20 protein-coding genes are annotated in these 22,543 nt (G+C 68.0%); 7 read left to right on the forward strand and 13 right to left on the reverse strand.

Going from position 1 to position 22,543, the window contains the following annotated elements:
• The first annotated feature begins 50 nt into the window (after positions 1-50).
• Complete coding sequence (locus tag SM757_RS23480) at positions 51-3,167, forward strand: efflux RND transporter permease subunit (RefSeq protein ID WP_322467257.1); 3,117 nt, start codon at positions 51-53, stop codon at positions 3,165-3,167.
• A 67-nt stretch (positions 3,168-3,234) separates the two neighbouring features.
• Here the strand turns inward: SM757_RS23480 and SM757_RS23485 are convergent, their stop codons facing one another.
• The gene (locus SM757_RS23485) at positions 3,235-3,861 is read right to left on the reverse strand and encodes a LysE family translocator (protein WP_066333844.1); all 627 of its coding nucleotides are present in this window, start codon (positions 3,859-3,861) and stop codon (positions 3,235-3,237) included.
• A gap of 32 nt (positions 3,862-3,893) precedes the next feature.
• Positions 3,894-4,424, reverse strand: a complete 531-nt coding sequence (locus SM757_RS23490) for an FKBP-type peptidyl-prolyl cis-trans isomerase (RefSeq protein ID WP_322467258.1) — start codon at positions 4,422-4,424, stop codon at positions 3,894-3,896.
• 38 nt (positions 4,425-4,462) lie between these two features.
• Here SM757_RS23490 and SM757_RS23495 point away from each other — a divergent pair, with 38 nt between their 5' ends.
• On the forward strand, positions 4,463-5,590 hold the full coding sequence (locus tag SM757_RS23495; protein WP_066333838.1) for a JmjC domain-containing protein: 1,128 nt from the start codon (positions 4,463-4,465) through the stop codon (positions 5,588-5,590).
• A gap of 680 nt (positions 5,591-6,270) precedes the next feature.
• On the opposite strand, the gene SM757_RS23500 is transcribed toward SM757_RS23495, so the two are convergent.
• The 6 genes from SM757_RS23500 to SM757_RS23525 form a co-directional block, all read right to left on the reverse strand.
• Positions 6,271-7,068, reverse strand: coding sequence for an MBL fold metallo-hydrolase (locus SM757_RS23500; protein WP_322467259.1), 798 nt, complete (start codon positions 7,066-7,068; stop codon positions 6,271-6,273).
• A gap of 40 nt (positions 7,069-7,108) precedes the next feature.
• Positions 7,109-8,263: an outer membrane protein assembly factor BamC gene (gene bamC / locus SM757_RS23505; protein WP_407655796.1), complete on the reverse strand. Its 1,155-nt coding sequence runs from the start codon at positions 8,261-8,263 to the stop codon at positions 7,109-7,111.
• Positions 8,264-8,358: 95 nt separating this feature from the next.
• Positions 8,359-9,240: a 4-hydroxy-tetrahydrodipicolinate synthase gene (gene dapA, locus SM757_RS23510; protein ID WP_066333832.1), complete on the reverse strand. Its 882-nt coding sequence runs from the start codon at positions 9,238-9,240 to the stop codon at positions 8,359-8,361.
• Between the two features lie 66 nt (positions 9,241-9,306).
• Positions 9,307-9,864 carry a class I SAM-dependent methyltransferase gene (locus tag SM757_RS23515; RefSeq protein ID WP_322467261.1) on the reverse strand — a complete coding sequence of 186 codons (558 nt, stop codon included), beginning with the start codon at positions 9,862-9,864 and terminating at the stop codon, positions 9,307-9,309.
• 39 nt (positions 9,865-9,903) lie between these two features.
• Complete coding sequence (locus SM757_RS23520; RefSeq protein WP_322467262.1) at positions 9,904-10,038, reverse strand: hypothetical protein; 135 nt, start codon at positions 10,036-10,038, stop codon at positions 9,904-9,906.
• Positions 10,039-10,050: 12 nt separating this feature from the next.
• On the reverse strand, positions 10,051-11,250 hold the full coding sequence (locus SM757_RS23525; protein WP_407655797.1) for an MFS transporter: 1,200 nt from the start codon (positions 11,248-11,250) through the stop codon (positions 10,051-10,053).
• A 182-nt stretch (positions 11,251-11,432) separates the two neighbouring features.
• Here SM757_RS23525 and SM757_RS23530 point away from each other — a divergent pair, with 182 nt between their 5' ends.
• The 5 genes from SM757_RS23530 to pepA all read left to right on the forward strand — a co-directional run bounded on the left by SM757_RS23530 (position 11,433) and on the right by pepA (position 19,394).
• Positions 11,433-13,415, forward strand: a complete 1,983-nt coding sequence (locus SM757_RS23530; RefSeq protein WP_322467264.1) for a DNA topoisomerase IV subunit B — start codon at positions 11,433-11,435, stop codon at positions 13,413-13,415.
• Positions 13,416-13,525: 110 nt separating this feature from the next.
• Positions 13,526-15,865: a DNA topoisomerase IV subunit A gene (gene parC, locus SM757_RS23535; protein ID WP_322467265.1), complete on the forward strand. Its 2,340-nt coding sequence runs from the start codon at positions 13,526-13,528 to the stop codon at positions 15,863-15,865.
• Between the two features lie 199 nt (positions 15,866-16,064).
• A complete protein-coding gene (locus tag SM757_RS23540) occupies positions 16,065-16,949 on the forward strand; it encodes a ThiF family adenylyltransferase (protein ID WP_066333824.1) in 885 nt (294 codons plus the stop codon).
• On the forward strand, positions 16,939-18,090 hold the full coding sequence (locus SM757_RS23545; RefSeq protein WP_322467266.1) for a nitroreductase family protein: 1,152 nt from the start codon (positions 16,939-16,941) through the stop codon (positions 18,088-18,090). The genes SM757_RS23540 and SM757_RS23545 overlap by 11 nt, the downstream gene beginning before the upstream one ends.
• A 437-nt stretch (positions 18,091-18,527) precedes the next feature.
• Complete coding sequence (gene pepA, locus SM757_RS23550) at positions 18,528-19,394, forward strand: flocculation-associated PEP-CTERM protein PepA (RefSeq protein WP_322467267.1); 867 nt, start codon at positions 18,528-18,530, stop codon at positions 19,392-19,394.
• A 176-nt stretch (positions 19,395-19,570) separates the two neighbouring features.
• Here pepA and SM757_RS23555 read toward each other — a convergent pair whose 3' ends face one another.
• The 5 genes from SM757_RS23555 to SM757_RS23575 are packed head-to-tail and all read right to left on the reverse strand — an operon-like array spanning position 19,571 to position 22,322.
• Positions 19,571-19,999 carry a diacylglycerol kinase gene (locus SM757_RS23555; protein WP_407655798.1) on the reverse strand — a complete coding sequence of 143 codons (429 nt, stop codon included), beginning with the start codon at positions 19,997-19,999 and terminating at the stop codon, positions 19,571-19,573.
• 4 nt (positions 20,000-20,003) lie between these two features.
• The gene (locus SM757_RS23560; RefSeq protein WP_322467268.1) at positions 20,004-20,525 is read right to left on the reverse strand and encodes an RDD family protein; all 522 of its coding nucleotides are present in this window, start codon (positions 20,523-20,525) and stop codon (positions 20,004-20,006) included.
• On the reverse strand, positions 20,522-21,277 hold the full coding sequence (locus tag SM757_RS23565) for a DUF3106 domain-containing protein (RefSeq protein WP_322467269.1): 756 nt from the start codon (positions 21,275-21,277) through the stop codon (positions 20,522-20,524). Before SM757_RS23565 ends, SM757_RS23560 begins: the two co-directional genes overlap by 4 nt.
• Before the next feature lie 17 nt (positions 21,278-21,294).
• Entirely contained in the window at positions 21,295-21,759 is a 465-nt protein-coding gene (locus SM757_RS23570; RefSeq protein ID WP_322467270.1) for a DUF3619 family protein, read from the reverse strand.
• Positions 21,756-22,322, reverse strand: coding sequence for an RNA polymerase sigma factor (locus SM757_RS23575; protein ID WP_322467271.1), 567 nt, complete (start codon positions 22,320-22,322; stop codon positions 21,756-21,758). Before SM757_RS23575 ends, SM757_RS23570 begins: the two co-directional genes overlap by 4 nt.
• Positions 22,323-22,543: the final 221 nt, after the last annotated feature.

Raw genomic sequence — 22,543 nt, forward strand, 5'->3', positions numbered from 1 at the left:
ATGTGTATAAGAGACAGGGCCACGGCGGCGTCGCAGGCGGAGGCGCTGCGGTGAACCTGTCGGAGCTGTTCATTCGCCGTCCGGTGATGACGGTGCTGCTCAACCTGGCCATCGTCGTGGCCGGTGTGCTGGCCTATGGCCGCATCCCGGTGGCGGCACTGCCCAGCTACAACACGCCCGTCATCAACGTCTCGGCCTCGCTGCCCGGCGCCAGCCCCGAGAACATGGCCACCTCGGTGGCGCTGCAACTGGAAAAGCAGTTCCAGACCATTCCGGGCCTGAACGTCATCAGCTCCACCAGCACGCTGGGCAACACCTCGGTGACGCTGGAGTTCGACGAGGGCCGCGACATCGACGCCGCCGCCGTGGACGTGCAGGCCGCGCTGCTGCGCGCGCAGCGCCAGTTGCCGCAGGACATGACGCAGCCGCCGTCCTACCGCAAGGTCAACCCCGCCGACGCCCCCGTGCTGCTGCTGGCGCTGACCTCGCCCGCGCTGAGCCTGCAAGACCTCAACGACTACGCCGAGCACCTCATCTCCCCGACGCTGTCCACGCTGCCCGGCGTGGCGCAGGTGAACATCTACGGCCAGAAGCGCTTTGCCGTGCGCGTGCGCGTGCTGCCGGACCAGCTTGCCGCCCGCAACATCGGCCTGGACGAAGTCGCCAGCGCCCTGCGCGCGGCCAACGCCAACACGCCCGTGGGCACGCTGGAAGGGACGAGCCAGACGCTCACGCTGCAGGCCAACCGCCAGTTGCGCAACGCGGCCGAGTTCTCGGAAGTGATCGTTGCCAGCCGCAACGGCAACGCCGTGCGGCTGCGCGACGTGGCGCAGGTCGAGGACAGCTACGAGATCGTCCGCAACTTCAACAGCTTCAACGGCGAGCGCTCCATCACGCTGGCCATTCAAAGGCAGCCCGACGCCAACACGGTGCGGGTGGTGGACTCCATCAAGGCGGCGCTGCCGGGGTTCCAGGAGCAGTTGCCGCAGTCGGTGAAAGTGAGCCTGGTCAACGACCGCTCGGTGTCCATCCGCGAGGCGCTGCACGACGTCAACCTCACGCTGCTGGGCACGGTGGTGCTGGTGGTGCTGGTGATCTTCCTGTTCCTGCGCCGCTTCGTGGCCACCGTCATCCCGTCGCTGTCGCTGCCGGTGTCGCTGGTGGGCGCGCTGTCACTGCTGTGGGGGCTGGGCTACTCGCTGGACAACATCTCGCTGCTGGGCCTGACGCTGGCCGTGGGCCTGGTGGTGGACGACGCCATCGTGATGCTGGAGAACATCATCCGCCACGTGGAGAAGGGCGTACCGCCCTTCCAGGCCGCGCTGCGCGGCTCGCGCGAGGTGGGCTTCACCATCATCTCCATCTCCACCTCGCTGATCGCGGTCTTCATCCCCATCTTCTTCATGCCCGGGGTGATTGGGCTGTTGTTCCACGAGTTCGCCGTGGTGGTGTCGCTGGCCATTGTGGTGTCGGCCTTCGTGTCGCTCACGCTGGTGCCGATGCTGGCCAGCCGTTTCCTGAGCGACGAGGCGCACAAGAAGCCGCCCGGGCTGCTGGTGCGCGGCTTCGAGCACGCTTTCGATGCCGTGCTGCGCGTCTACAGCCGCACGCTGGACGCCGCGCTCAAGTTCCGCGGCGTGGTGATGCTGGTGGCGCTGGGCACCCTGGTGGCCACGGTCTGGCTGTTCATGACCATTCCCAAGGGCTTCTTCCCCGAGGAAGACATCGGCCAGCTCTCGGTGAGCACGGAAGCCGCAGAGGACATCTCCTTCCAGGGCATGGTGCAGTTGCAGGAGCGCGCGGCGGCCATCATCCGCGACGACCCCAACGTGCTCAGCGTCAACTCCTTCCTGGGCGGCGGCGGCAACACCACCAACACCGGCCGCATGTTCGTCAACCTCAAGCCGCGCAAGGACCGCGCGAGCATGAAGGAAGTGGTGGAGGGCCTGCGGCGCAAGCTGCGCACGGTGGCGGGCATCACCGTCTACATGCGCCCGGTGCAGAACCTGCAGCTCGGCGGCCGCTCCAGCAAGGCGCAGTACCAGTACATCCTGCAAAGCGTGCAGGCCGGCGAGATCTACGAATGGGCCACCAAGCTGCAGGAAAAGCTGCGTGGCGATGCGCTGTTCCGCGATGTCACCAGCGACGCGCAACTGCGCGGGCTGCAGGCCTCGCTGTCCATCGACCGCGACCGCGCCAACACGCTGGGCGTGTCCATAGACGCCGTGCGCACCGCGCTCTACAGCGCGTTTGGCGAGCGGCAGGTCTCCACCATCTACACCAACACCGACAACTACCAGGTGATCATGGAGGCGGCGCCGCAGGCCAAGGAGGACGAGGCGGACCTCTCGCGCATCTACGTGCGCTCCGCCGGCGGCACGCTGGTGCCGCTGTCGGCCTTCGCCACCGTCTCTCGCACGGTGGGGCCCATCTCGGTCAACCACGTGGGCCAGCTGCAGGCGGTGACGGTGTCCTTCAACCTCGCCCCCGGCGTGGCGCTGGGCGACGCGACGGAGAAGCTGGAGGGCTACCGCACGGCCATAGGGATGCCCGAATCCATCATCACCCGCTACGGCGGCGACGCGGCCGTTTTCAAGAGCTCGCAGGGCAGCCAGGCGATATTGATCGTGGCGGCGCTGCTGGTGATCTACGTGCTGCTGGGCGTGCTGTATGAGAGCTACATCCACCCGCTGACCATCCTGGCGGGCCTGCCCTCGGCCGCCGTGGGCGCGCTGCTGATGCTCAAGTTCTTCGGCCAGGACCTGACCATCATCGCCACGATCGGCATCCTGCTGCTCATAGGCATCGTCAAGAAGAACGCGATCATGATGATCGACTTCGCGCTGGAGGCGCAGCGCGAGCGCGGCATGAAGCCGGTGGAGGCGATACGCGAGGCCTGCGTGCTGCGCTTTCGTCCCATCATGATGACCACGCTGGCCGCGCTCATGGGCGCGCTGCCCATCGCGCTGGGCATAGGCGCCGGCGCCGAGCTGCGCCAGCCGCTGGGCCTGGCGGTGGTGGGCGGCCTGGTGTTCTCGCAGGCCGTGACGCTCTACATCACCCCGGTGATTTACCTCGCGCTGGACCGCTTCAGCGGCAAGGGGCCCATCACGGCGCCGGAGCAGGGCGAGGCGGATGAGCCGGGGCAGGCGGCCAAGGCGGCTTGAGCCGCCAGGCGCCGCCCAATGAAAAAGCCGGCCCGCGGGCCGGCTTTTTCGCGTCGGGAAAGCGCTGTCAGCGCGGCGACACCAGCAGCCTCAAGCCCAGGATGAGCATGAGCGCGCCGCTGAAGCGGAAGGTGCTCACCACCGCGCGCGGGTTGCGGCGCAGCGCCTGGCTCAACGATCCGGCCACCCAGCCCGCCACGGCCTGCACCGGCACGCCAATGGCGCCAAAGGCCAGGCCCAGCAGCACCGTGTCCAGCGCCGGCGAGGCGCTGTCGGCCGGGACGAACTGCGGCAGGAAGGCCAGGAAAAACAGGGCCAGCTTGGGGTTGAGCAGCGCAGAGAGGGCGCCTTGCAGGAAGAGGGCGCGAGGGCCCAGGCGGTCAGACGCGGCGTGGATGTCCATGCTCGGCGCCGCGCGCCACAGCTGCACGCCCATCCACAGCAGATAGCAGGCGCCCGCGACCTTGAGCGCCGTGAAGGCGATCTCCGAGGTCTGCAGCAGCACCGTCACGCCGAAGGCAGCGAAGAAGGTGTGGGCCGCCACGCCCAGCGTCAGCCCGGCCGCGGAGATCAGCGCCGCCTTGCGGCCCTGCGCCAGCGCGCGCGAGACGACGTAAATCATGTCCGGCCCCGGCGTGAGGGCCAGCGCCGTGGCAGCGGCGAGGAACAGGTCCCATTGGATGCCGGAACTCATGCCTGTACTTCCTTCTCTTTACTTCGGCGCTGTCAGTGCAGCGTTTCGTCGCGCGGCGCGCCGGGCGGCGGGGCCAGGAGGGCCAGCACGCTGTCGCCGACGCTGCCGGCCTCGATTTCTTCCTCGGTGGCCTCGCGCACGTCGCGCACCTTGATGTGCAGCTGCAGCGCGATGCCGGCCAGCGGGTGGTTGCCGTCCAGCACCACGTGCTCCGGGTACACCTCGGTGACCATGTAGACGGTGTCGGCGGGCATGCCGGTGGTGGCGCTGCCCTCAGGCAGCCCTTCGAAGGCCATGCCGGGCTCGACCTGCTCGGGGAACAGGCTTCTGGCCTCGAAGCACACCAGCTCAGGCTTGTAGTCGCCGAAGGCGTGCTCGGGCTCCAGGTGCAGCCAGGCCTCGTGGCCGGTTTCATGGCCGGCCAGGGCTTCTTCGACCTTGGGCAGGAGGTCGTCGCCGCCGTAAAAGAATTCGACCGGATCGGCCAGCTCGTCGATGGTCTGGCCTTGTGCGTCGGCCAGCGTCCAGGTGAGGCTGACCACGCAAGGTGCGTTGATGTTCATCGTCCGAGGATGCCACAGCGGGCATGACAATCCCGGGAATGCAGATTGACCAAGCCACGACCCTTCTCGGCGGCATCAGCCCCGCCACCTTCATGCGCCGCTACTGGCAAAAAAAGCCCCTGCTGGTGCGCCAGGCCCTTCCCGGCATCACGCCGCCCATCACCCGTGCCGACATGTTCGCGCTGGCGCAGCAGGAGGACGTCGAATCCCGCGTCATCGTCGCCAAGGGCGACGCCTGGAAGCTGCGCCACGGGCCGCTGCCGCGCCAGGCACTGCCCGCGGTCAAGCAGCCGCGCTGGACGCTGCTGGTGCAGGGGCTGGACCACCACGTGCCGGCCGCGCACGAGTTGCTCTCGCGCTTTCGCTTCGTTCCGCAGGCGCGGCTGGACGACCTGATGATCTCTTGGGCCAGCGAGGGCGGCGGCGTCGGCGCCCACATGGACAACTACGACGTGTTCCTCATTCAGGTACAGGGCAAGCGCCGCTGGCGCATAGGCCCGGTGCAGGACGAATCCCTGGTGCCCGGCGTGCCGCTGAAGCTGCTGGCCAACTTCCAACCCACCGAGGACGTGGTGCTGGAGCCCGGCGACATGCTCTACCTGCCCCCGCGCTGGGGCCACGACGGCACGGCCGTGGACGGCGAGTGCATGACCTGCTCGGCAGGCTTCCGCGTGCCCTGCGAGGACGACCTCGCCCGCGAGCTGCTGCAGCGCCTGCCGGAGCTCATGGACGAGGAGGAGAAGGGCCGCCTCTACCGCGACCCCAAGCAGCCCGCCACCGCCACGCCGGGCGAGATTCCGCAGGCGCTGTCGGACTTCGCGCGCCGCGCCCTGGAGCGTGCGCTGCGCGACCCGGCGCTGCTGCAGGCGGCGCTGGGGGAGATCCTGAGCGAGCCCAAACCCATCGTGTGGTTCGAGCAGAACGAGGACGCGGACGTCGCGGGCGGCGTTGCCCTGCACCGGCGCAGCCGCATGATGTATGACGAGAAATTCGTCTTCATCAACGGCGAGTCCTTCCGCGCCGGCGGGCGCGACGCGCGGCTCATGCGCCGCCTGGCCGACGAGGGCCGGCTGTCCGCGCGCGACGTGGCCGCATTGAGCGAGGACGCACACGAATTGCTCCGCGATTGGGCCTGCGCCGGCTGGGTGCAGCCGCTGGAAGCTTGAGGCCTCAACTTCCAATCAAGGCAGCAATCGTTACAGGCACGAAAGTGATGCGTGGCCGCAACGCTTGCACCGTCCAAGGGCGCAGCGGCCCGTTGCAGTAGGGACCTACCCTAGTGCAACGGTATAATTTCAGGTTGGACAAGGTTCACAAGTAACGATCCGCGTCCCCGTGAGTCGGGGCTTCGAACACCCCAGCCGATTGGTAATTGTTCGACTACTTTTCGAATTCGAGGACACACAAATGAACAAGTCGCTCCTGCTGGCTGCCGTCATTGCCGCCGCTGCCCTGACCGCTTGCGGCAAGAAGGAAGAAGCTCCTGCCCCCGCCCCGGCTCCCGCTCCCGCCGCTGCTCCGGCCGCCGAGTCTGCCTCCGCTGCCGCTTCCGCCGCTGCTGGCGCCGCCGACGCTGCCGCTTCGGCCGCTTCCGCCGCTGCCTCTGCCGCTTCGCAGTAATCTGCAAGCCACAGCTGGAAAAGAAGCCGCCTGCGGGCGGCTTTTTTATGGCCGGGAGCGGATGCGGCCTGGGACGGGGCGAAGAGCGGGATGCGCGATGCGCTCCACAAGCCGCCTGCGCTTCACTTGCGGCGTGGCGCCGGACGATTCGTGCGCACGCATGCACGCTCCGGGACGCGGGAGCCGCGCTGGGGACATTGAAAAGCGCGCCGTGACGCGCGCCCGTTCAGTGCAGGTCCAGCCAGCCGCAGCCGTGCACGGGGTCGGCGACGAGCACGTCCTGCACGCCCGTGCCCAAGGCCGCGGCCAGCGCCTGCGCGGCCAGCTCAGGCGTGTTGTTCTGGCGGCTCAGGTGCGCGGCCACCACGTGGCGCAGCCCGGCGTGGTGAAGCCGCTGCAGCAGCGCGGCGGACAGGCTGTTTTCCAGGTGGCCGAAGCGGCCGCTGATGCGGCGCTTGAGCACCCAGGGATAGGGCCCGGCGGCCAGCATGTCGCGGTCGTGATTGGTTTCCAGCAGCAGGGCATCGCAGCCGCCAAGGGCTTGGGCGACGGCGTCCGTCACCTCGCCCAAGTCGGTGAGCAGGCCCAGGTGGTGCTGGCCATCGTGCACGCGCAACTGCAGCGGCTCGCGCGCGTCATGCGGCACGCCAAAGGGTTGAAGCTGCAGCGCGCCCAAGTCCAGCCTGTCGCCGCAGGACAGCACCTGCAGGAAAGCGGGCTCGGCGTCGGACTCGTCCAGCCCCGCCTTGCGGCGCAGCGCGGCCCAAGTGCCCGCGCTCATGCACAGCCGCACGCCATGGCGGCGTGCCAGCGTGAGGGCGCAGCCCACGTGGTCGCCATGCTCGTGCGTGACGAACACGGCGTCGATCTGTCCAAGCTCCACGCCGCGCAGCGCCAGACGCCGGCCCAGCTCGCGCATGGAGAAGCCGCAGTCCACCAGCAGCCGCGTGGGCCGGCCGGCGGGGCCGGCCTCGACCAGGGTCGAATTGCCTGAGCTGCCGCTGCCCAGGTTGCTGAAGCGCATCACCCGCGGTACTGCCGGGAAGAGGTAGTCAGCGAAAGGCTTACTTCAGGTCGTCCAGCAGCGCCTGCACGATGCGCTTGGCGACTTCACCGCCGTCCGGCGCGCCTTGGGCGTTCTGCACCGACACGGTGCTGGCGTTGCCCTCGGACTTGACGGCCACGCGGTAGCGGTCCGTCACGGCGCGCTTCTCGTCGCGGCCGAAGAGGCGGCTGAAGAAGCCGGGCTCCTCGCGCTTGGCTTCCTTGGGGTCGACGTAGCGCACGTAGTACAGGCCGCTGGTGCGGTCCCGGTCTTCGACGGTGAAGCCGCTGCGGTCCAGCGCCACGCCGACGCGGCGCCAGGCGCGGTCGAAGCTGTCGTCCAGTTGCAGCGCGGCGGCCTGGCCGTCAAGCGCGCGGGCGCGCGGGGCCTGCACCGGCGCTTGGGCCACGGTGGCGCGGGCCACTTCCTCCTTGGCGCCGAGCTTGACCATCAGGCGGCTGAGGAATTCGGCCTCCAGGCCCGGATCGCTGGGACGGGCGGTCCACTTGGTCTGGTCGCGCATCTGGCTGACGAAGACCTCTTCCATCCCGCGGTGCGTGATGGTGATCTCGGTGCCGCGCGTGGTGCGCTCCACGCGGGTGCGGAACATGTCGCGCTCGCTGGTGGAATAGGCGCCGTCGAAGATCTTGCCGATGGAGCGGCGGATGAAGTCCTGCGGCAGTTTGGCGCGGTTCTCGGCCCACTCGGTCTCGATCACGCCGGCCTGGGCATCGTCCTTGGCGATGTTGAAGCCGCGCTCCTGCCAGAAGGCCACGAGCTGAGGCCAGAGCTGGTCGGGCGTGGCCGAGGTGACCAGCCAGCGCTCGTTGCCCGCGCGCTCAATGCGCATGTCGCCGAGCTGCGTGGGCGCCACGGCACCCGTGCCGGCAGTGGCGGCGCCGCCCGCGGCGGGCGTGGCCGCCGTCGTGGGGGCGGCCCCTGCGGCCGGCGCGGCCTGCTGGTAGGTGGCCGCGCTGACCGGGCCGTTTTGCGGCTGGTAGCGCTGCTGGTCGCGGGCGAGCTGGGTCAGGTCCGGCGGGATTTCCAGCGGCGCGGTCTTGGTGGCCTGGCTGCGGTAGTCCAGCTTGTCGCCGGACAGCGCGTTTTCCATGGTGGAGCAGCCGGCGAGTCCAAGGGCCAGCACGAGCGCGGACGGGACGACGAGACGGTTCATTTCAGGCATCGCGAAAAGCCGCCGCCGCGCGGCGGACGGAAGGTCTGGAGGGCGAGAGCGGCGCAGCCGGCGTTGTAGCCGGCTGCCGGGTCGGCTCAGAGCAGGCCGCTGTCGCGCAGGGCCTGTTCCACCAGCGGCTGCGCCGCCTCGGACAGGCCGGTGAGCGGCAGCCGCAGCGCCGGGCCGCAACGGCCCATGCGCGCCAGCGCCCACTTCACGGGAATCGGGTTGGGCTCCACGAAGAGCTGCTTGTGCAGCGGCAGCAGTTGCATGTGCAGCTCCACGGCGCGCTTGGCGTCGCCCGCGATGGCGGCCTTGCACAGCTCGGCCATGGCGCGCGGGGCCACGTTGGCCGTGACGCTGATGTTGCCGTGGCCGCCGGCCAGCATGAGGGCGAAGGCGGTGGGGTCGTCGCCGGAGTAGATGCCAAAGCCCTGCGGCGCCTGCTTGATCAGCCACGTGGCGCGGTCGATGTTGCCGGTGGCTTCCTTGACGCCGATGATGCCGGGCACCTGCGCCAGGCGCAGCACGGTGTCGTGCGCCATATCGGCCACGGTGCGGCCGGGCACGTTGTAGAGCACCACGGGGATGTCCACGGCCTCGGCGATGGCGCGGAAGTGGCGGTAGATGCCTTCCTGCGTGGGCTTGTTGTAGTAGGGAACGACCTGCAGCGTGCAGTCGGCGCCGACCTTGCGGGCGAACTCCGACAGCTCAATGGCTTCGCGCGTGGAGTTGGCGCCGGCGCCGGCCATGATGGGCACGCGGCCCGCGGCCTGCTCGACGGCCACGCGGATGATCTCGCAGTGCTCCTCCACCGACACCGTGGGCGATTCGCCCGTGGTGCCCACGACGCCTATGCAGTCGGTGCCTTCGGCGATGTGCCAGTCGATCAGGCTGCGCAGCGCGGCGTAGTCCACGCTGCCGTCTTCGTGCATGGGCGTGACCAGTGCAACGATGCTTCCGGTGATGGGTTTCATGGGAGAGAAGCTTCCTTTAATCGCGAGATTCTATCCGGCCCGTTTCGGCAGCCCGCCGGGCCGGGTCTACAGAAGGCGGCGCGCCGGTGCGGCGTCCGGCGCGGGTGGGGCTTCGCGCACGGCGGCAATGCGCTGCACGAAGCGCGCGGGCTCCTGCAGGAAGCCGTCTTCGAACGCCACCACGCGCAGGCCCCGCGCCACGTCGAGCAACTCGCCCGGGCGCAAGAGGAAATCCGGGCTGCGCGGGCGGCCCACCGTCTCGTTGCCCGCGGCGAAGGTTTCATAGAGCAGCACGCCGCCGTCTTGCAGGCTCTCCAGCAGCCGCGGCAACAGCGGGCGCCACAGGTAGTTCGTGACCACCACGGCGCCGAAGCGCTTGCCCGGCAGCGGCCAGGGGCCGTTTTCGATGTCGGCCACCACCACGCGCGCGATGCCCCGCAGCGGCGCCACGGCCTCGGCGTCGCGGTCCAGCGCCACCACCTCGTGGCCCCGTTGCGCGAACCAGTGCACGTGGCGACCGCCGCCGCAGGCCACGTCCAGCACGCTGCAGCCTGCAGGCAGCAGCGGCGTGAAGCGGCGAATCCAGGGCGAAGCGGCGTCAGCGGGGGAGGAGCCGGAATGCATGCGCAGAACTCAGGTTGAAGCGGGGGGGGGCCGCCGGCTCTAAAAACAGCTCCAGAGCTGGTTGGCGACGCTGAACACCATGGACGGGCGCAGGTAGGCCAGGAACACCAGGGCCAGCACCAGCGCGGCCACGGCCCAGCCGAGCAAGCGCCTGGTGCGAAAGCGCGGTGCCATGGCGGTGCGCAATCAGGCTGCGGAGGCCGTGGCGGGCGTTGGGCGGGCAATGGGCTGCTCGCGCACGGGCTGGTTGATCAGCGCCGCGACCACGCCCAGGGCCACCGCGATCCACCACACCACGTCGTAGCTGCCCGTGGCGTCGAAGAGCTTGCCGCCCAGCCACACGCCCAGGAACGAGCCCACCTGGTGGCTCAGGAACACGAAGCCGCCCAACATGGACAGGAAGCGCACGCCGAAGATCTGCGCCACCACCGCGTTGGTCGGCGGCACCGTGGACAGCCACAGCACGCCCATGACCGAGGCGAACACGTACACGCTCATGGGCGACAGCGGCAGCGTGATGAAGGCCGTGATGGCCACCGCGCGCAGCGCGTAGATGGCCGAGAGGATGTGGCGCTTGGCCAGGCGCTGGCCCAGCGTGCCCGCGGCGTAGGTGCCGAACACGTTGAACAGGCCTATGAGCGCCAGCGCCGTGGTGGCCACCTGCGGCTCCAGCCCGCGGTCCTTGAGGTAGCTGGGCAGATGCACGCCTATGAACACCACCTGGAAGCCGCAGACGAAGTAGCCGGCGGTCAGCAACTGGAAGCTGCGCGAGCCCAGCGCCTCCTTGATCGCCGCGCCCATGCTTTGCTGCGGCGCGCCGCCCGCGGCCGGCACGGCGCGCGGCTCGCGCAGGCCGAAGGACAACGGGATGATGGCCAGCGCCGCCGCGCCCAGGATGAAGAGGGCGTTCTGCCAGCCCACCCCGCCGATGAGGCCGTTTTCCACCGGCACCATCAGGAACTGGCCGAAGGAGCCCGCCGCCGCAGCCACGCCCATGGCCCAGCTGCGCTTTTCCGGGGCCACGTGGCGGCCGATGACGCCGTAGATCACGGCGTAGGTCGTCCCCGACTGCGCCATGCCGATGAGCAGCCCCGCGCTGCCGGTGAAGGCCAGCCCCGTGGTGGACAGCCCCATGAGCACCAGGCCCAGCGCATACAGCAGCGAGCCGCCCACCAGCACGCGAAACGCCCCGAAGCGGTCGGCCAGCATGCCGGCAAAGGGCCCGGCCAGGCCCCAGGCGATGTTCTGCACCGCCAGCGCGAAGGCGAAGGTCTCGCGCGTCCAGCCCCGCTCGGTGGTCACGGGCTGCAGCCACAGGCCAAAGCCGTGGCGTATGCCCATGGACAGCGTGACGATGGCGGCGCCGCACAGCAGCACCTGAGTCATGGAGAGACGGGTCGGGGAGGAGGTTGGCGCGGGGCTCATCCCGCCACTGTAGCGACCGCGGCACGGCCGCTTGGGCCGCGGTGTTTCCATGCGCCGCTGCAGCGGCGCGGGGAGCCGTGTTTGGCCCTTACAAAAGCTGTTGAAAAACACAGCACTGCGCCTGGGGTCCTTACAATCAAGCCATGGCGACGAAAAGCACCAACTCCGCCCCCGTTTACGGCGAAAGCTCCATCCGCGTCCTGAAGGGCCTGGAGCCCGTCAAGCAGCGGCCGGGCATGTACACCCGCACCGACAACCCTCTGCACATCATCCAGGAGGTCATAGACAACGCCGCCGACGAGGCGCTGGCCGGGCATGGCCGGCGCATCGCCGTGACGCTGCATGCCGATGCCTCCGTTTCCGTGGAGGACGACGGGCGCGGCATCCCCTACGGCCTGCATCCCGAGGAGAAGGTGCCGGTGCTGGAGATCGTGTTCACCCGGCTGCACGCCGGGGGCAAGTTCGACAAAGGGGCCGGCGGCGCCTACAGCTTCTCCGGCGGCCTGCACGGCGTGGGCGTAAGCGTGACCAATGCGCTGGCGACCCGGCTGCAGGTGGAGGTCTGGCGCGAGGGCAAGGCCGCGAGCCTGGCCTTCAGCGGCGGCGACGTGATCGAGCCGCTGGCCGTGCGCAAGGCCACCGGGTCCGAGAAGAAGTCGGGCACGCGGGTGCGCGTGTGGCCGGACGCCAAGTACTTCGAAAGCTCCGAGTTGCCGCGCCAGGAGATCGTCCACCTACTGCGCAGCAAGGCCGTGCTCATGCCCGGCGTGAGCGTGACGCTGCACGTGGAAAAGAGCGGCGAGACGCTGGAGTGGCTCTACAAGGGCGGCCTGCGCGACTACCTGCAGCAAAGCCTGAGCGCCGACGCGCTCATCCCGCTGTTCGAGGGCGAGCGCTACGCCACGCCGGCCGAGACCGAAAACTTCGCCGAGGGCGAGGGCGCGGCCTGGTGCGTCGCGTTCACGGAAGAGGGCGGCACGCTGCGCGAGAGCTACGTCAACCTCATCCCCACGGTGGCCGGCGGCACGCACGAGGCGGGCTTGAAGGACGGCCTCTTCACGGCAGTCAAGGGCTTCGTGGAACTGCACGGGCTGCTGCCCAAGGGCGTGAAGCTCATGCCCGACGACGTGTTCTCGCGCGCGAGCTTCGTGCTGTCGGCCAAGGTGCTGGACCCGCAGTTCCAGGGCCAGACCAAGGAGCGGCTGAACTCGCGCGACGCGCTGCGGCTGGTGTCGGCCTTCGTCCGTCCCGCGCTGGAGCTGTGGCTGCACCAGCACGTGGAACACGGCAAGAAGCTGGCGGAGCTGGTGATCAAGCAGGCCCAGACACGCCAGCGCGCGGCGCAAAAGGTCGAGAAGAAGAAGGGCTCCGGCGTGGCCGTGCTGCCGGGCAAGCTCACCGACTGCGAAAGCCGCGACATCGCGCTCAATGAGCTTTTCCTGGTGGAAGGCGACAGCGCCGGCGGCAGCGCCAAGATGGGCCGCGACAAGGAGACGCAGGCCATCCTGCCGCTGCGCGGCAAGGTGCTCAACGCCTGGGAGGTCGAGCGCGACCTGCTGTTCAAGAACAACGAGATCCACGACATCGCCGTGGCCGTGGGCGTGGACCCGCACGGGCCCAACGACCAGCCCGACCTCTCGGGGCTGCGCTACGGCAAGGTGTGCATCCTGTCGGACGCGGACGTGGACGGCTCGCACATCCAGGTGCTGCTGCTCACGCTCTTCTTCCGCCACTTTCCCAAGCTCATCGAAGCGGGTCACGTGTTCGTGGCCAAGCCGCCCCTCTTCCGCATCGACGCCCCGGCGCGCGGCAAGAAGCCCGCGGCCAAGCTCTACGCGCTGGACGAGGGCGAGCTCGAAGCCATGCTGGACAAGCTGCGCAAGGAAGGCGCGCGCGAGGGCAGCTGGACCATCAGCCGCTTCAAGGGCCTGGGCGAGATGAATGCCGAGCAGTTGTGGGACACCACGCTCAACCCAGATACCCGGCGGCTGCTGTCCGTGGCTTTCGGCCAGCTCGATTTCGCCGCCACCACCGAGTGGCTGAGCAAACTCATGGGCAAGGGCGAGGCCGCGGCGCGGCGCGAGCTCATGGAGCTGCACGGCGACGCGGTGGAGGTGGACGTCTGAGAAGCGTCCGGGGACGCCGCCACAGGCGCGGTTTTCACAACCCATTCAACGGCGGCAGGCCTTTGGAGCCTGCCGCCCTCAGTCCTTGAGGGCTGGCGAAACAACAAGACATGGACCAAAGCACGCTTGAATTCGATGGCGGCAGCGAGGGCGGCGACGGCGTCGCCAGCGATGCCATCACCCTGGCGCATTACGCGCAGCAGGCTTACCTGGAGTACGCGCTCAGCGTGGTCAAGGGGCGGGCGCTGCCGGACGTGTGCGACGGCCAGAAGCCGGTGCAGCGCCGCATCCTGTACGCCATGCAGCGCATGGGGCTGTCCTTCACGACGGCCGCCGGGCCCAAGCCCGTCAAGAGCGCGCGCGTGGTGGGCGACGTGTTGGGCCGCTACCACCCGCACGGCGACACGGCCGCCTACGACGCGCTGGTGCGCATGGCGCAGGATTTCTCCCTGCGCTACCCGCTCATCGACGGCCAGGGCAACTTCGGCAGCCGCGATGGCGACGGCGCCGCGGCCATGCGCTACACCGAGGCGCGGCTGGCGCCCATCACGCGGCTGCTGCTCGACGAGATCGACGAGGGCACGGTGGAGCTGATGCCCAACTACGACGGCTCCACCGCCGAGCCCAAGCTGCTGCCCGCGCGGCTGCCCTTTGTCCTGCTCAACGGCGCCTCCGGCATCGCCGTGGGCCTGGCCACCGAGGTGCCCAGCCACAACCTGCGCGAGGTCGCGACGGCCACCGTGGCGCTGCTCAAGAACGAGCAGCTTTCCGACGACGAGCTCTACACGCTGCTGCCCGGCCCCGACTTTCCCGGCGGCGGCCAGATCATCAGCAGCCCGTCCGAGATACGCGACGCCTACGCCGGCGGCCGCGGCAGCCTCAAGGTGCGCGCGCGCTGGAAGATTGAAGACCTGGCCCGCGGCCAGTGGCAGGTCGTCGTGACCGAGCTGCCCCCGGGCGCCAGCGCGCAAAAGGTGCTGGAGGAGATCGAGGAGATCACCAACCCCAAGGTCAAGGCCGGCAAGAAGGCGCTCACCGCCGAGCAGCTGCAGCTCAAGCAAAGCGTGTTGGGCGTGCTGGACGCGGTGCGCGACGAGTCCAGCAAGGACGCGCCGGTGCGCCTGGTGTTCGAGCCCAAGAGCCGCACCGTCTCGCAGCAGGAGTTCATGACCGTGCTGCTGGCGCACACCAGCCTGGAAGGCAGCGCGCCGCTGAACCTGACCATGGTCGGCGCCGACGGCCGGCCCACGCAAAAGAGCCTGCGCCAGGTGCTGCTGGAGTGGATAGGCTTCCGTATCGACACGGTGCAGAAGCGCACCCGCCATCGCCTGGCCAAGGTGCTGGATCGCATTCACGTGCTGGAAGGGCGCCAGCTCGTCCTGCTCAACATCGACGAGGTCATCCGCATCATCCGCAACGCGGACGAGCCCAAGCCCGCGCTCATGGACCGTTTCCGTCTGAGCGACCGCCAGGCCGAGGACATCCTGGAAATCCGGCTGCGCCAACTGGCGCGGCTGGAGGCCATCAAGATCGAGCAGGAGCTCAAGGCGCTGCGCGCCGAGCAGGAGAAGCTCGAAGCCATCCTGGCCTCGCCCGCGGCGCTCAAGCGCACGGTGGTCAAGGAGATCGAGGCCGACGCCAAGACCTTTGGCGACGAGCGCCGCACGCTCATACAGGCCGACAAGCGCGCCAGCGTCGAGCTCAAGGTGGCCGACGAGCCGGTGACGGTGGTGGTCAGCCTCAAGGGCTGGGTGCGCGCGCTCAAGGGCCACGAGGTGGACGCCGCCACGCTCGCCTTCAAGGCCGGCGACTCGCTCTACGGCGTCTTCCCCTGCCGCAGCGTGGACACGCTGCTGGTGTTCGGCAGCGCGGCTAAGGGCAGCGGCCGCGTGTACTCGGTGGCCGTGTCGGCGCTGCCGGGCGGGCGCGGCGACGGCGTGCCCATCACCAGCCTGATCGAGCTGGAGGCCGGCACGCAGCCCGCGCATTACTTTGCCGGCAACGCCGCCACCACGCTGCTGCTGGCGCACACGGGCGGCTTTGGCCTGATGGCGCGGGTGAGCGACCTGCAGGGCCGCAACCGCGCCGGCAAGGCCTTCCTGACGCTGGAGGACGGCGAGCTGCTGCTGCCGCCCTCGGTGGTGATGCCCGCGCACAAGCAGGTGGCTTGCCTCACGCTGGACGGGCGGCTGCTGGTGTTCCCGCTCACCGAGCTCAAGCTGCAGCCCGGCGGCGGGCGCGGCCTGGTGCTGATGGAAGTCGACGCCAAGGAGCCGCTGCTGTCGGCGGCCACCTTCGCCGAGGTGCTGACCGTGATGGGCAGCGGCCGTGGCGGCAAGGCCAAGGAGGAGGTGCTGCGCTGGGCCGGCGTGGCGCCTTACCTGTCCAAGCGCGCCAAGCGTGGCCGCAAGGTCGAAGGCTTCGTGAAGGCCTTGCGCGTGGTGGGCTGACGCGCCCAAGCTGCCTACGGCCGGCACCGGGTTCGCGGTGCCGGCCGCTCTTTGCGCGCAATGCGCCCATGCCCGGCCCCGCGCGGGCATGACGTTGCTTAAGACAGTGTGATTTTATTGGCGCTTGTCGTCTCTTCAATTCTGCACTTGTCCCCTACAGTATTCGTCTGCACTAATAAGTGGCGACTTTATAGGATGTATGGACGCCAGATTTGAATATCAAAACGCGTTTTCCAGGAATATCGGTTGGGTAACGCGTGCCGAACAAAATATATTGCGCGGCAAACGTGTGGCCATTGCCGGCATGGGTGGCGTGGGGGGGGTGCATCTGCTCACGCTGGCCCGCCTGGGCATTGGGGCCTTTCATATTGCTGATTTTGACGTTTTCGACGTCGTCAATTTCAATCGCCAGGTGGGTGCCACCATGAGCAGCCTGGACCGTCCAAAGGCCGAGGTGCTCAAGGCCATGGCGCTGGACATCAATCCTGAGCTTGATATCAGGGTGTTCGGCCAGGGCGTGGACAAGGCCAATATCGATGCCTTTTTTGATGGTGTCGATTTGTATATAGATGGACTGGATTTTTTTGCGTTTGCCGCGCGGCAAATGGTTTTCGAAGCCTGTCATGTCAAGAAAATTCCGGCCTGCACGGCGGCGCCATTGGGCATGGGTTCGGCGGTGCTGAATTTCCTGCCCGGGCGCATGTCCTTTGAGGAGTATTTCGGCTGGGGCGATTTGCCGGACGGCGAGAAGGCGCTGCGTTTCCTGCTGGGCCTGGCGCCGGCGGGGCTGCACGGGGCCTATCTGGTCGATCCCTCGACGCTGAACCTGGCCGAGCGGCGCGGGCCGTCCACCATCATCGGCTGCCAGCTTGCGGCCGGGATGGCAGCGGGCGAGAGCGTCAAGCTGCTGCTGGGCCGCGGCAAGGTGTGGCCTGCGCCCTATGGGCTGCATTTCGACGCCTACCGCAACAAGTACGTGCGCACCTGGCGCCCGGGCGGGCACCGCCACCCGCTACAGCGCCTGGCCTTGTCGGTGGCCCGCCGGCGCATGGGCGCAGCCCTGGAGGTATTGCATGCCGCTTGAATCCCAAGACATCCTGCGCGCCATTCTGGACCTGGCCCGTTGGGCGCCCAGCGGCGACAACACGCAGCCCTGGCGCTTCGAGGTGGTGAATGAGCGTCATGTCGTGGTGCACGGCTTCGACACGCGCGAACACTGCGTCTACGACCTGGACGGCCACGCCAGCGAGCAGTCGTTGGGCGCGCTGCTGGAGACCATGGCCATCGCGGCCTCGGTGCGGGGCTGGTCCATGCGCTCGACACGGCGTGGCGATGCGCCGCTTGGGCGGCCCACCTTCGACGTGCATTTCAAGCCGGACCCCCGGCTCAAGGCCGACCCGCTGGCCGCCAGCATCGAGTCGCGCAGCGTGCAGCGCCGCGCCATGAGCGCGCGGCGGCTCACGGCGCAGGAGAAGCAGGCGCTGGAGGCGGCGGTGGCGCCGCACTACCGCGTGGTGTGGCGAGAGGATTTCACGCAGCGGCTGGACATGGCGCGGCTGCTCAGCGCCTTTGCCAAAGTGCGGCTGACCATGCGCGAGGCCTACCTGGTACACCGAGAGATCATCGAGTGGAATGCTCGCTTCAGCGTGGACAAGGTGCCGGACCATGCCTTGGGCGCGGACCGCATGACGGTGAAGATGATGCGTTTCGTTCTGGGCAGTTGGGGGCGCGTGCGCTTCTTCAACCGCTGGCTGGCCGGCACGGTGGCGCCGCGGCTGCAGATGGACCTGATTCCCGGCTTGGCCTGCGGGGCGCATTTCGCGCTCGTGGCGCCGCGCGAGCCGCACACGGTGGACGAGTTCGTAGCGGCAGGGCGCGCCATGCAGCGCTTCTGGCTGGCCGTCACGCGGCAGGGGCTGAACCTGCAGCCGGCCATGACGCCGCTGATCTTCGCCCGCTACCTGCGCGAGGGACGTTCCTTCACGGCGCAAGCCGATGTGCATGCCAATGCCGTGCATGCCGTCGAGCGACTGCAGGCCTTGTTGGGTGTGCAGGAAGTGCAGCGCTGCGTCTTCATGGGCCGTGTTGGCGCCGGGCCCGCGGCGCAAAGCCGCTCGATTCGCCAGCCGCTGCAGCAGCTGGAGGTCAGTGGCGCTGCGACACGCACCAACCACCCCATGTCGCCGCACGGCAACCTTCAGAGCATGAGCAAAGTCGTGGGCTGACCGGGGCCCGCCGTCACGTAAGGGGCGCCCGCAGGCAGTTTTTCATCGGCGGTCTTTGGCCGCCGGAACATCCCAGGGCGGTCCGTACACCGCTTTTGCGGTTCTGCAGCACGCTGCGTGGAGAGCATGAGATCTTTTGCGGACAAGCCCGCATGGCCTTGTGCACTGGTGGAGGCGCATGAGCGGGAAAGGTGGAAATCCCTGTCAAACAACTTTGTTGTATTTAGTTTCTTAAGATAATTTTTGATACGATTCAAGTCGATAAACCTATGTCGGAAAACTTGACACTGATTGCGTAAAGTTGTTTTGTATCTATCTGTATTTTCTTAAAAATCAAGGACTTAGGGTGATTTTTCAAGGTTGGCATTGACCTTGCTTTTACTGTGCAGTCACACGCAGTTTGACAAGTTGAAACTTGTAGTCCGCGAAAGAATTTTATGAAGTGCCGTTTTCTGTCCTCTCTCGGCTTGGTGGCCGGGGCCGCCTTGTCCTCGCTGGGGGGCGTTTCTTCTGCCTACGCTTATCCGGCCTTTCAGGTTCACGAGGATGCAATTTCCGGCACGCCGGCCAACACCGTTGCAGCGGACCGCATGTCCTACGCCTACGGCGCCAGGATTGCCCAGACCGTCACGGGCGGCAATGGACTGGCGGGCAGCGGCGACCTGTTCCGTGAGGCGGGCTACCTTTCCCTGTCGTCGTACGCCAACAGCTCCGGCAGCGTCAGTTCCTACATCAACAGCCCTGGATCTGCGGGTTACCAGCTCTACGCCACCTTCATCATCAATGGTGAGACGGACTACGGGCAGGGCAACAACTTGATCCACGCAGCTTTTGCGTCGGTCAGCCTCAGCCTTTACGCGGACGTCAACAGCAACACGCGGTTGGGCACCACAGGCTCGACCATCAGTGGCGGCACGCAGGTCAACTTCACCCGCAGCAACAGCAGCGACGACGTGCTGCTGGGCTCGGCGACCTTGGCCCTGGGCGAGGCGAACATCTACAACGGCCTGGCTTCCGGCGACTTTGGCGTGTCTTTGCTGCTGTCGCTCAACGCTGCCGGCAAGCGGCTGTTCAACGTGCCCAACGACTTTTATTCGTACATGCACGTGAACGGCACGACGAGCGCGGCTTCCAATGGTCCGGCACTGCTGACTGGCGGCATGTCCACCATCAGTGGCGGCGGCACGCTGAGCTTCTCCAATACCCCGACCGCGGCTGTGCCCGAGCCCAGCTCGATGCTGCTGCTGGGTGGCGGACTGCTGGGCTTGTATGCCACCAGCCGCCGTCGCAGCCGCAAGGACTGAACGCGCATGCGGGGCTTTTGGCCCGCGGCTCACGCATCGCGGCGCACATTTCGTGCGCCGCTTTTCATTGGGATGGGCGATGGCCTAAGACGGGGCCGGTGTGAGTCTCTGCGGAGGCGCTGAGATCTACGCCGCAGGTAGGGGTGCGGTGGAGGAGAACAGGAAAGCGGTGCGCGTCAGGAGCCGCCGGCCAGACGCTGCCACAGCGCCATGAGCCAGACCATGGCGCACAGGACGAGCGAGAGGAACACCGCGGCGCTGGCCAGATCCTTGGCGCGCTTGGAGAGGTCGTGCAGCTCCAGCGAAACGCGGTCTATGGCGGCCTCTATGCCGGAGTTGAGCAGCTCGACGATGAGCACCAGCAGCACGCTGCCCAGCAGCAGCGCGGTCTCGACCCAGGTGCGCCCAAGCCACAGGCCCAACGGCAGCAGCACGGCGGCCAGCCAGACTTCCTGGCGGAAGGCCTGCTCGCCGAGATAGGCCATCCTGAGCCCGTCCATGGAGTAGCGCGTGGCGCGCATCATGCGGTCCAGCCCGGTGCGGCCCTTGTGAGGATTGGTCATCGGCGTCGGAATGGTGTCGGCGCTGGGCGGACGGTCGTGCATGGGTTCACTTGCGCTTGCGCGGCGGTGGGCGGCTGACGACGAGTTGCGTGCCGCAGAGGCGATCGTGCCAGTACTGGCGCTGCGGGTGCAGCAGGGCCAGCAGGGCGTAGGCAAGCATGCCGGCCAGCAGCAGTCCAAAAATGGCGGTGCTGGAGGGCAGGTGAGCCAGCCGCGCAGCCAGCAGGGCCGGGACGAACCATATCCAGCTGGCCAGGTAGCGGCAGAGTGCGCGCTTGGGAGCCACCGGCGCGCCTTGAGCGTCCAGCAGCTTGATGTGCCAAGCCTTCATGGCCACAGTCTGGCCGCCGTGCGTCCAGAACCACACGAAGTACAGGCCCAGGATGACGAACAGGAAGGCCTGCATGCCGCCCTGGCCCTGCAGCGCGTGGCGCTGCTGCGTGAGACCGGAGTAGATGAAGCCCGCGAACATGAGCACGCCAAACAGCAGCACGCCCTCGTAGGCCATGCAGGCCAGTCGGCGCTTCAGGCTGGGGGTCTGCAGCGCGCCGGTGAGGGGCGCGGTCACTGGCGGCCAACCGCCTGCGAGGCGGCCGGTTCGCTGAGCGTGGCGGCGGCTTGAGCGCCGCGCTTGGGCAAAAGGGTGTTCTTGTCCACGAAAGTCGGAGTGGCGGCCATCTTGGGCAGCCCGGGTTGCTGGTGCAGCGGCGGCGTAGGCGCACGCGTGACGCTGGTGGTGGTGGCGCCGGGCGCCACCTGCACCTGCGTCGCCCCAACCGGCTTGAGCACGGGCGGGGCGGCGGGCACGCGCACTATCGTGGATTTTGCGTTGGGCTCGGCCGCCTGACCGGCGCCGCGCGCGGGCGTGGGCATGGCGCGCAGGGCTAATTCACGTTTTTCCTCAGGTGGCAGGGCCTGATAGGCCTCCCATCCGGCTTGGCGCTGCTGCGGGCTGATCTGGCGCACCTCTTGGAACTGCACGCGGGCGCGGCCGCGCTCTTCCGGCGTCATGCGGGCCCACTCGGTCATGCGCTCCTGCACGCGCTGCTGCTCCTCGGTCGACATGCGCGGGAATCGCATGGCGATTTCCAGCCACTTGCGCTGGCGCAGCACGTCGATGTTGTGCCAGTCGCGCTCCAGCGGCGCCAGCGTGGTGCGCTGCGCCGGCGTGAGCGAGGCCCAGGCCGACGAGCGCTCGGTGGCCCCGGCGTGGGTTGTGGTGTCCGGGGTCGGTGCCGGCTGTGACCAAGCGGTGCCGGCCGCCACGGCCAGCGCGGCCGCAATAAGAAGGGGGCGCCCGGGGCGCTGGCGGCGGATCACGATGTCGGTGGTCCTTGTCAGCGGTCCTGCTGTTTGCGCAGGAATTCGACGAAGCCGGGATCGCTGTAGGCCGCGGGCGGCAGGTCATCGGTGAGCAGATCGGCGTCTATCTGCACCGCGGCCTCAATTTGGGCGTGGGTCTGGTTCCAGTGAATGAGTGCCATGCCGCCCACCAACACCGCCAGCGGCAATGCCATGGCCATGGCGCGCTCCCACCAACTGCCGCCCTTGTCACGCGGGCCGCCACCCAAAGCGAGCGTGCTGCCTGCGGCCTGAACTGTCGCGGGTTGTTGCGTCACCACCGCCTTGCGCCGCTCGCGGGCGCGCTCCAGCGCCTGCTGGCGCGCAAAGCGCAGCCGCTCTTCTATGGCATGGGGCTGTCGCGCCGCGCCCTCGCTCAGCCGCGCCGTCAGGCGCAGGGCAAAGCGTGCTTCAAGTGCTTGCGAATCAAGCGGCGTGGAGAGGGTTCTGGAGTAGTTCATGGCGCAATTCCCTTGGCGCGCAGAGCCTTGGCCAGGGCATGCACTGCCCTGGAACAGTGCGTTTTGACACTGCCTTCAGAGCAACCCATGACCTCCGCGGTCTCGGCAACATCGAGTTCTTCCCAGTAACGCAGCAGAAACGCTTCGCGTTGACGCGCTGGCAACTGTGCTACTTCATGTTCGATGACTTGCAACATCTGCGCCCGCGAGGCCTGATCGTCGGCGCCCTCGGCACCCAGGCTGCCGTCTTGCGTCTCCAGCAGTTCCAGCAGATTGAAATCCTCGTCGTCGGCGCCGCCTTCAAAGGTGGAGAAGTTGCTCTCCACGGCTGAGCGCACCTTGCGGCGGCGAAACCAGTCCATGGTCGCGTTAGAAAGGATGCGCTGGAACAGCAGCGGCAATTCCGCGGCGGGGCGGTCCGCGTACTTTTCCGCTAAACGGATCATGGCGTCCTGCACGATGTCGAGCGCCGCATCGTCGTCACGGACGGTGTAGGCGGTGCGCTTGAAAGCGCGTTTCTCAACGCTGGCGAGGAAATCGGAGAGTTCTTTGTCGGTGGCCAAGAGGGGCGGGCCGGCGGCGGCAAACGCGCGCGATTATGCCTGCTGGCGTGACGCTGCTCACCATTCGTCAAGACCCTGGTGCGGCGGTGATGCCATAATCGATAGTTCGCACAACGCTTTTTGGTCTCAAGCTGTCGCCCGAACACGGGTGTCTCGTTTTTGACCGCGCAGGTTCCGAATCCGCCCCACAAGGGTGCGAGGAGGGACACCGATGGTTTTTC

This window comes from Azohydromonas lata, from assembly GCF_034427735.1.
Lineage (GTDB): Bacteria > Pseudomonadota > Gammaproteobacteria > Burkholderiales > Burkholderiaceae_C > Azohydromonas > Azohydromonas lata.

What these genes read in the sequence shown, in the direction of transcription:
- SM757_RS23485 (WP_066333844.1), bottom strand. Translation starts at nt 3,861, where the DNA reads ATGAGTTCCGGCATCCAATGGGACCTGTTCCTCGCCGCTGCCACGGCG.
- SM757_RS23490 (WP_322467258.1), bottom strand. Translation starts at nt 4,424, where the DNA reads ATGAACATCAACGCACCTTGCGTGGTCAGCCTCACCTGGACGCTGGCC.
- SM757_RS23495 (WP_066333838.1), top strand. Translation starts at nt 4,463, where the DNA reads ATGCAGATTGACCAAGCCACGACCCTTCTCGGCGGCATCAGCCCCGCC.
- SM757_RS23500 (WP_322467259.1), bottom strand. Translation starts at nt 7,068, where the DNA reads ATGCGCTTCAGCAACCTGGGCAGCGGCAGCTCAGGCAATTCGACCCTG.
- bamC (WP_407655796.1), bottom strand. Translation starts at nt 8,263, where the DNA reads ATGAACCGTCTCGTCGTCCCGTCCGCGCTCGTGCTGGCCCTTGGACTC.
- dapA (WP_066333832.1), bottom strand. Translation starts at nt 9,240, where the DNA reads ATGAAACCCATCACCGGAAGCATCGTTGCACTGGTCACGCCCATGCAC.
- SM757_RS23515 (WP_322467261.1), bottom strand. Translation starts at nt 9,864, where the DNA reads ATGCATTCCGGCTCCTCCCCCGCTGACGCCGCTTCGCCCTGGATTCGC.
- SM757_RS23520 (WP_322467262.1), bottom strand. Translation starts at nt 10,038, where the DNA reads ATGGCACCGCGCTTTCGCACCAGGCGCTTGCTCGGCTGGGCCGTGGCC.
- SM757_RS23525 (WP_407655797.1), bottom strand. Translation starts at nt 11,250, where the DNA reads ATGACTCAGGTGCTGCTGTGCGGCGCCGCCATCGTCACGCTGTCCATG.
- SM757_RS23530 (WP_322467264.1), top strand. Translation starts at nt 11,433, where the DNA reads ATGGCGACGAAAAGCACCAACTCCGCCCCCGTTTACGGCGAAAGCTCC.
- parC (WP_322467265.1), top strand. Translation starts at nt 13,526, where the DNA reads ATGGACCAAAGCACGCTTGAATTCGATGGCGGCAGCGAGGGCGGCGAC.
- SM757_RS23540 (WP_066333824.1), top strand. Translation starts at nt 16,065, where the DNA reads ATGGACGCCAGATTTGAATATCAAAACGCGTTTTCCAGGAATATCGGT.
- SM757_RS23545 (WP_322467266.1), top strand. Translation starts at nt 16,939, where the DNA reads ATGCCGCTTGAATCCCAAGACATCCTGCGCGCCATTCTGGACCTGGCC.
- pepA (WP_322467267.1), top strand. Translation starts at nt 18,528, where the DNA reads ATGAAGTGCCGTTTTCTGTCCTCTCTCGGCTTGGTGGCCGGGGCCGCC.
- SM757_RS23555 (WP_407655798.1), bottom strand. Translation starts at nt 19,999, where the DNA reads ATGCACGACCGTCCGCCCAGCGCCGACACCATTCCGACGCCGATGACC.
- SM757_RS23570 (WP_322467270.1), bottom strand. Translation starts at nt 21,759, where the DNA reads ATGAACTACTCCAGAACCCTCTCCACGCCGCTTGATTCGCAAGCACTT.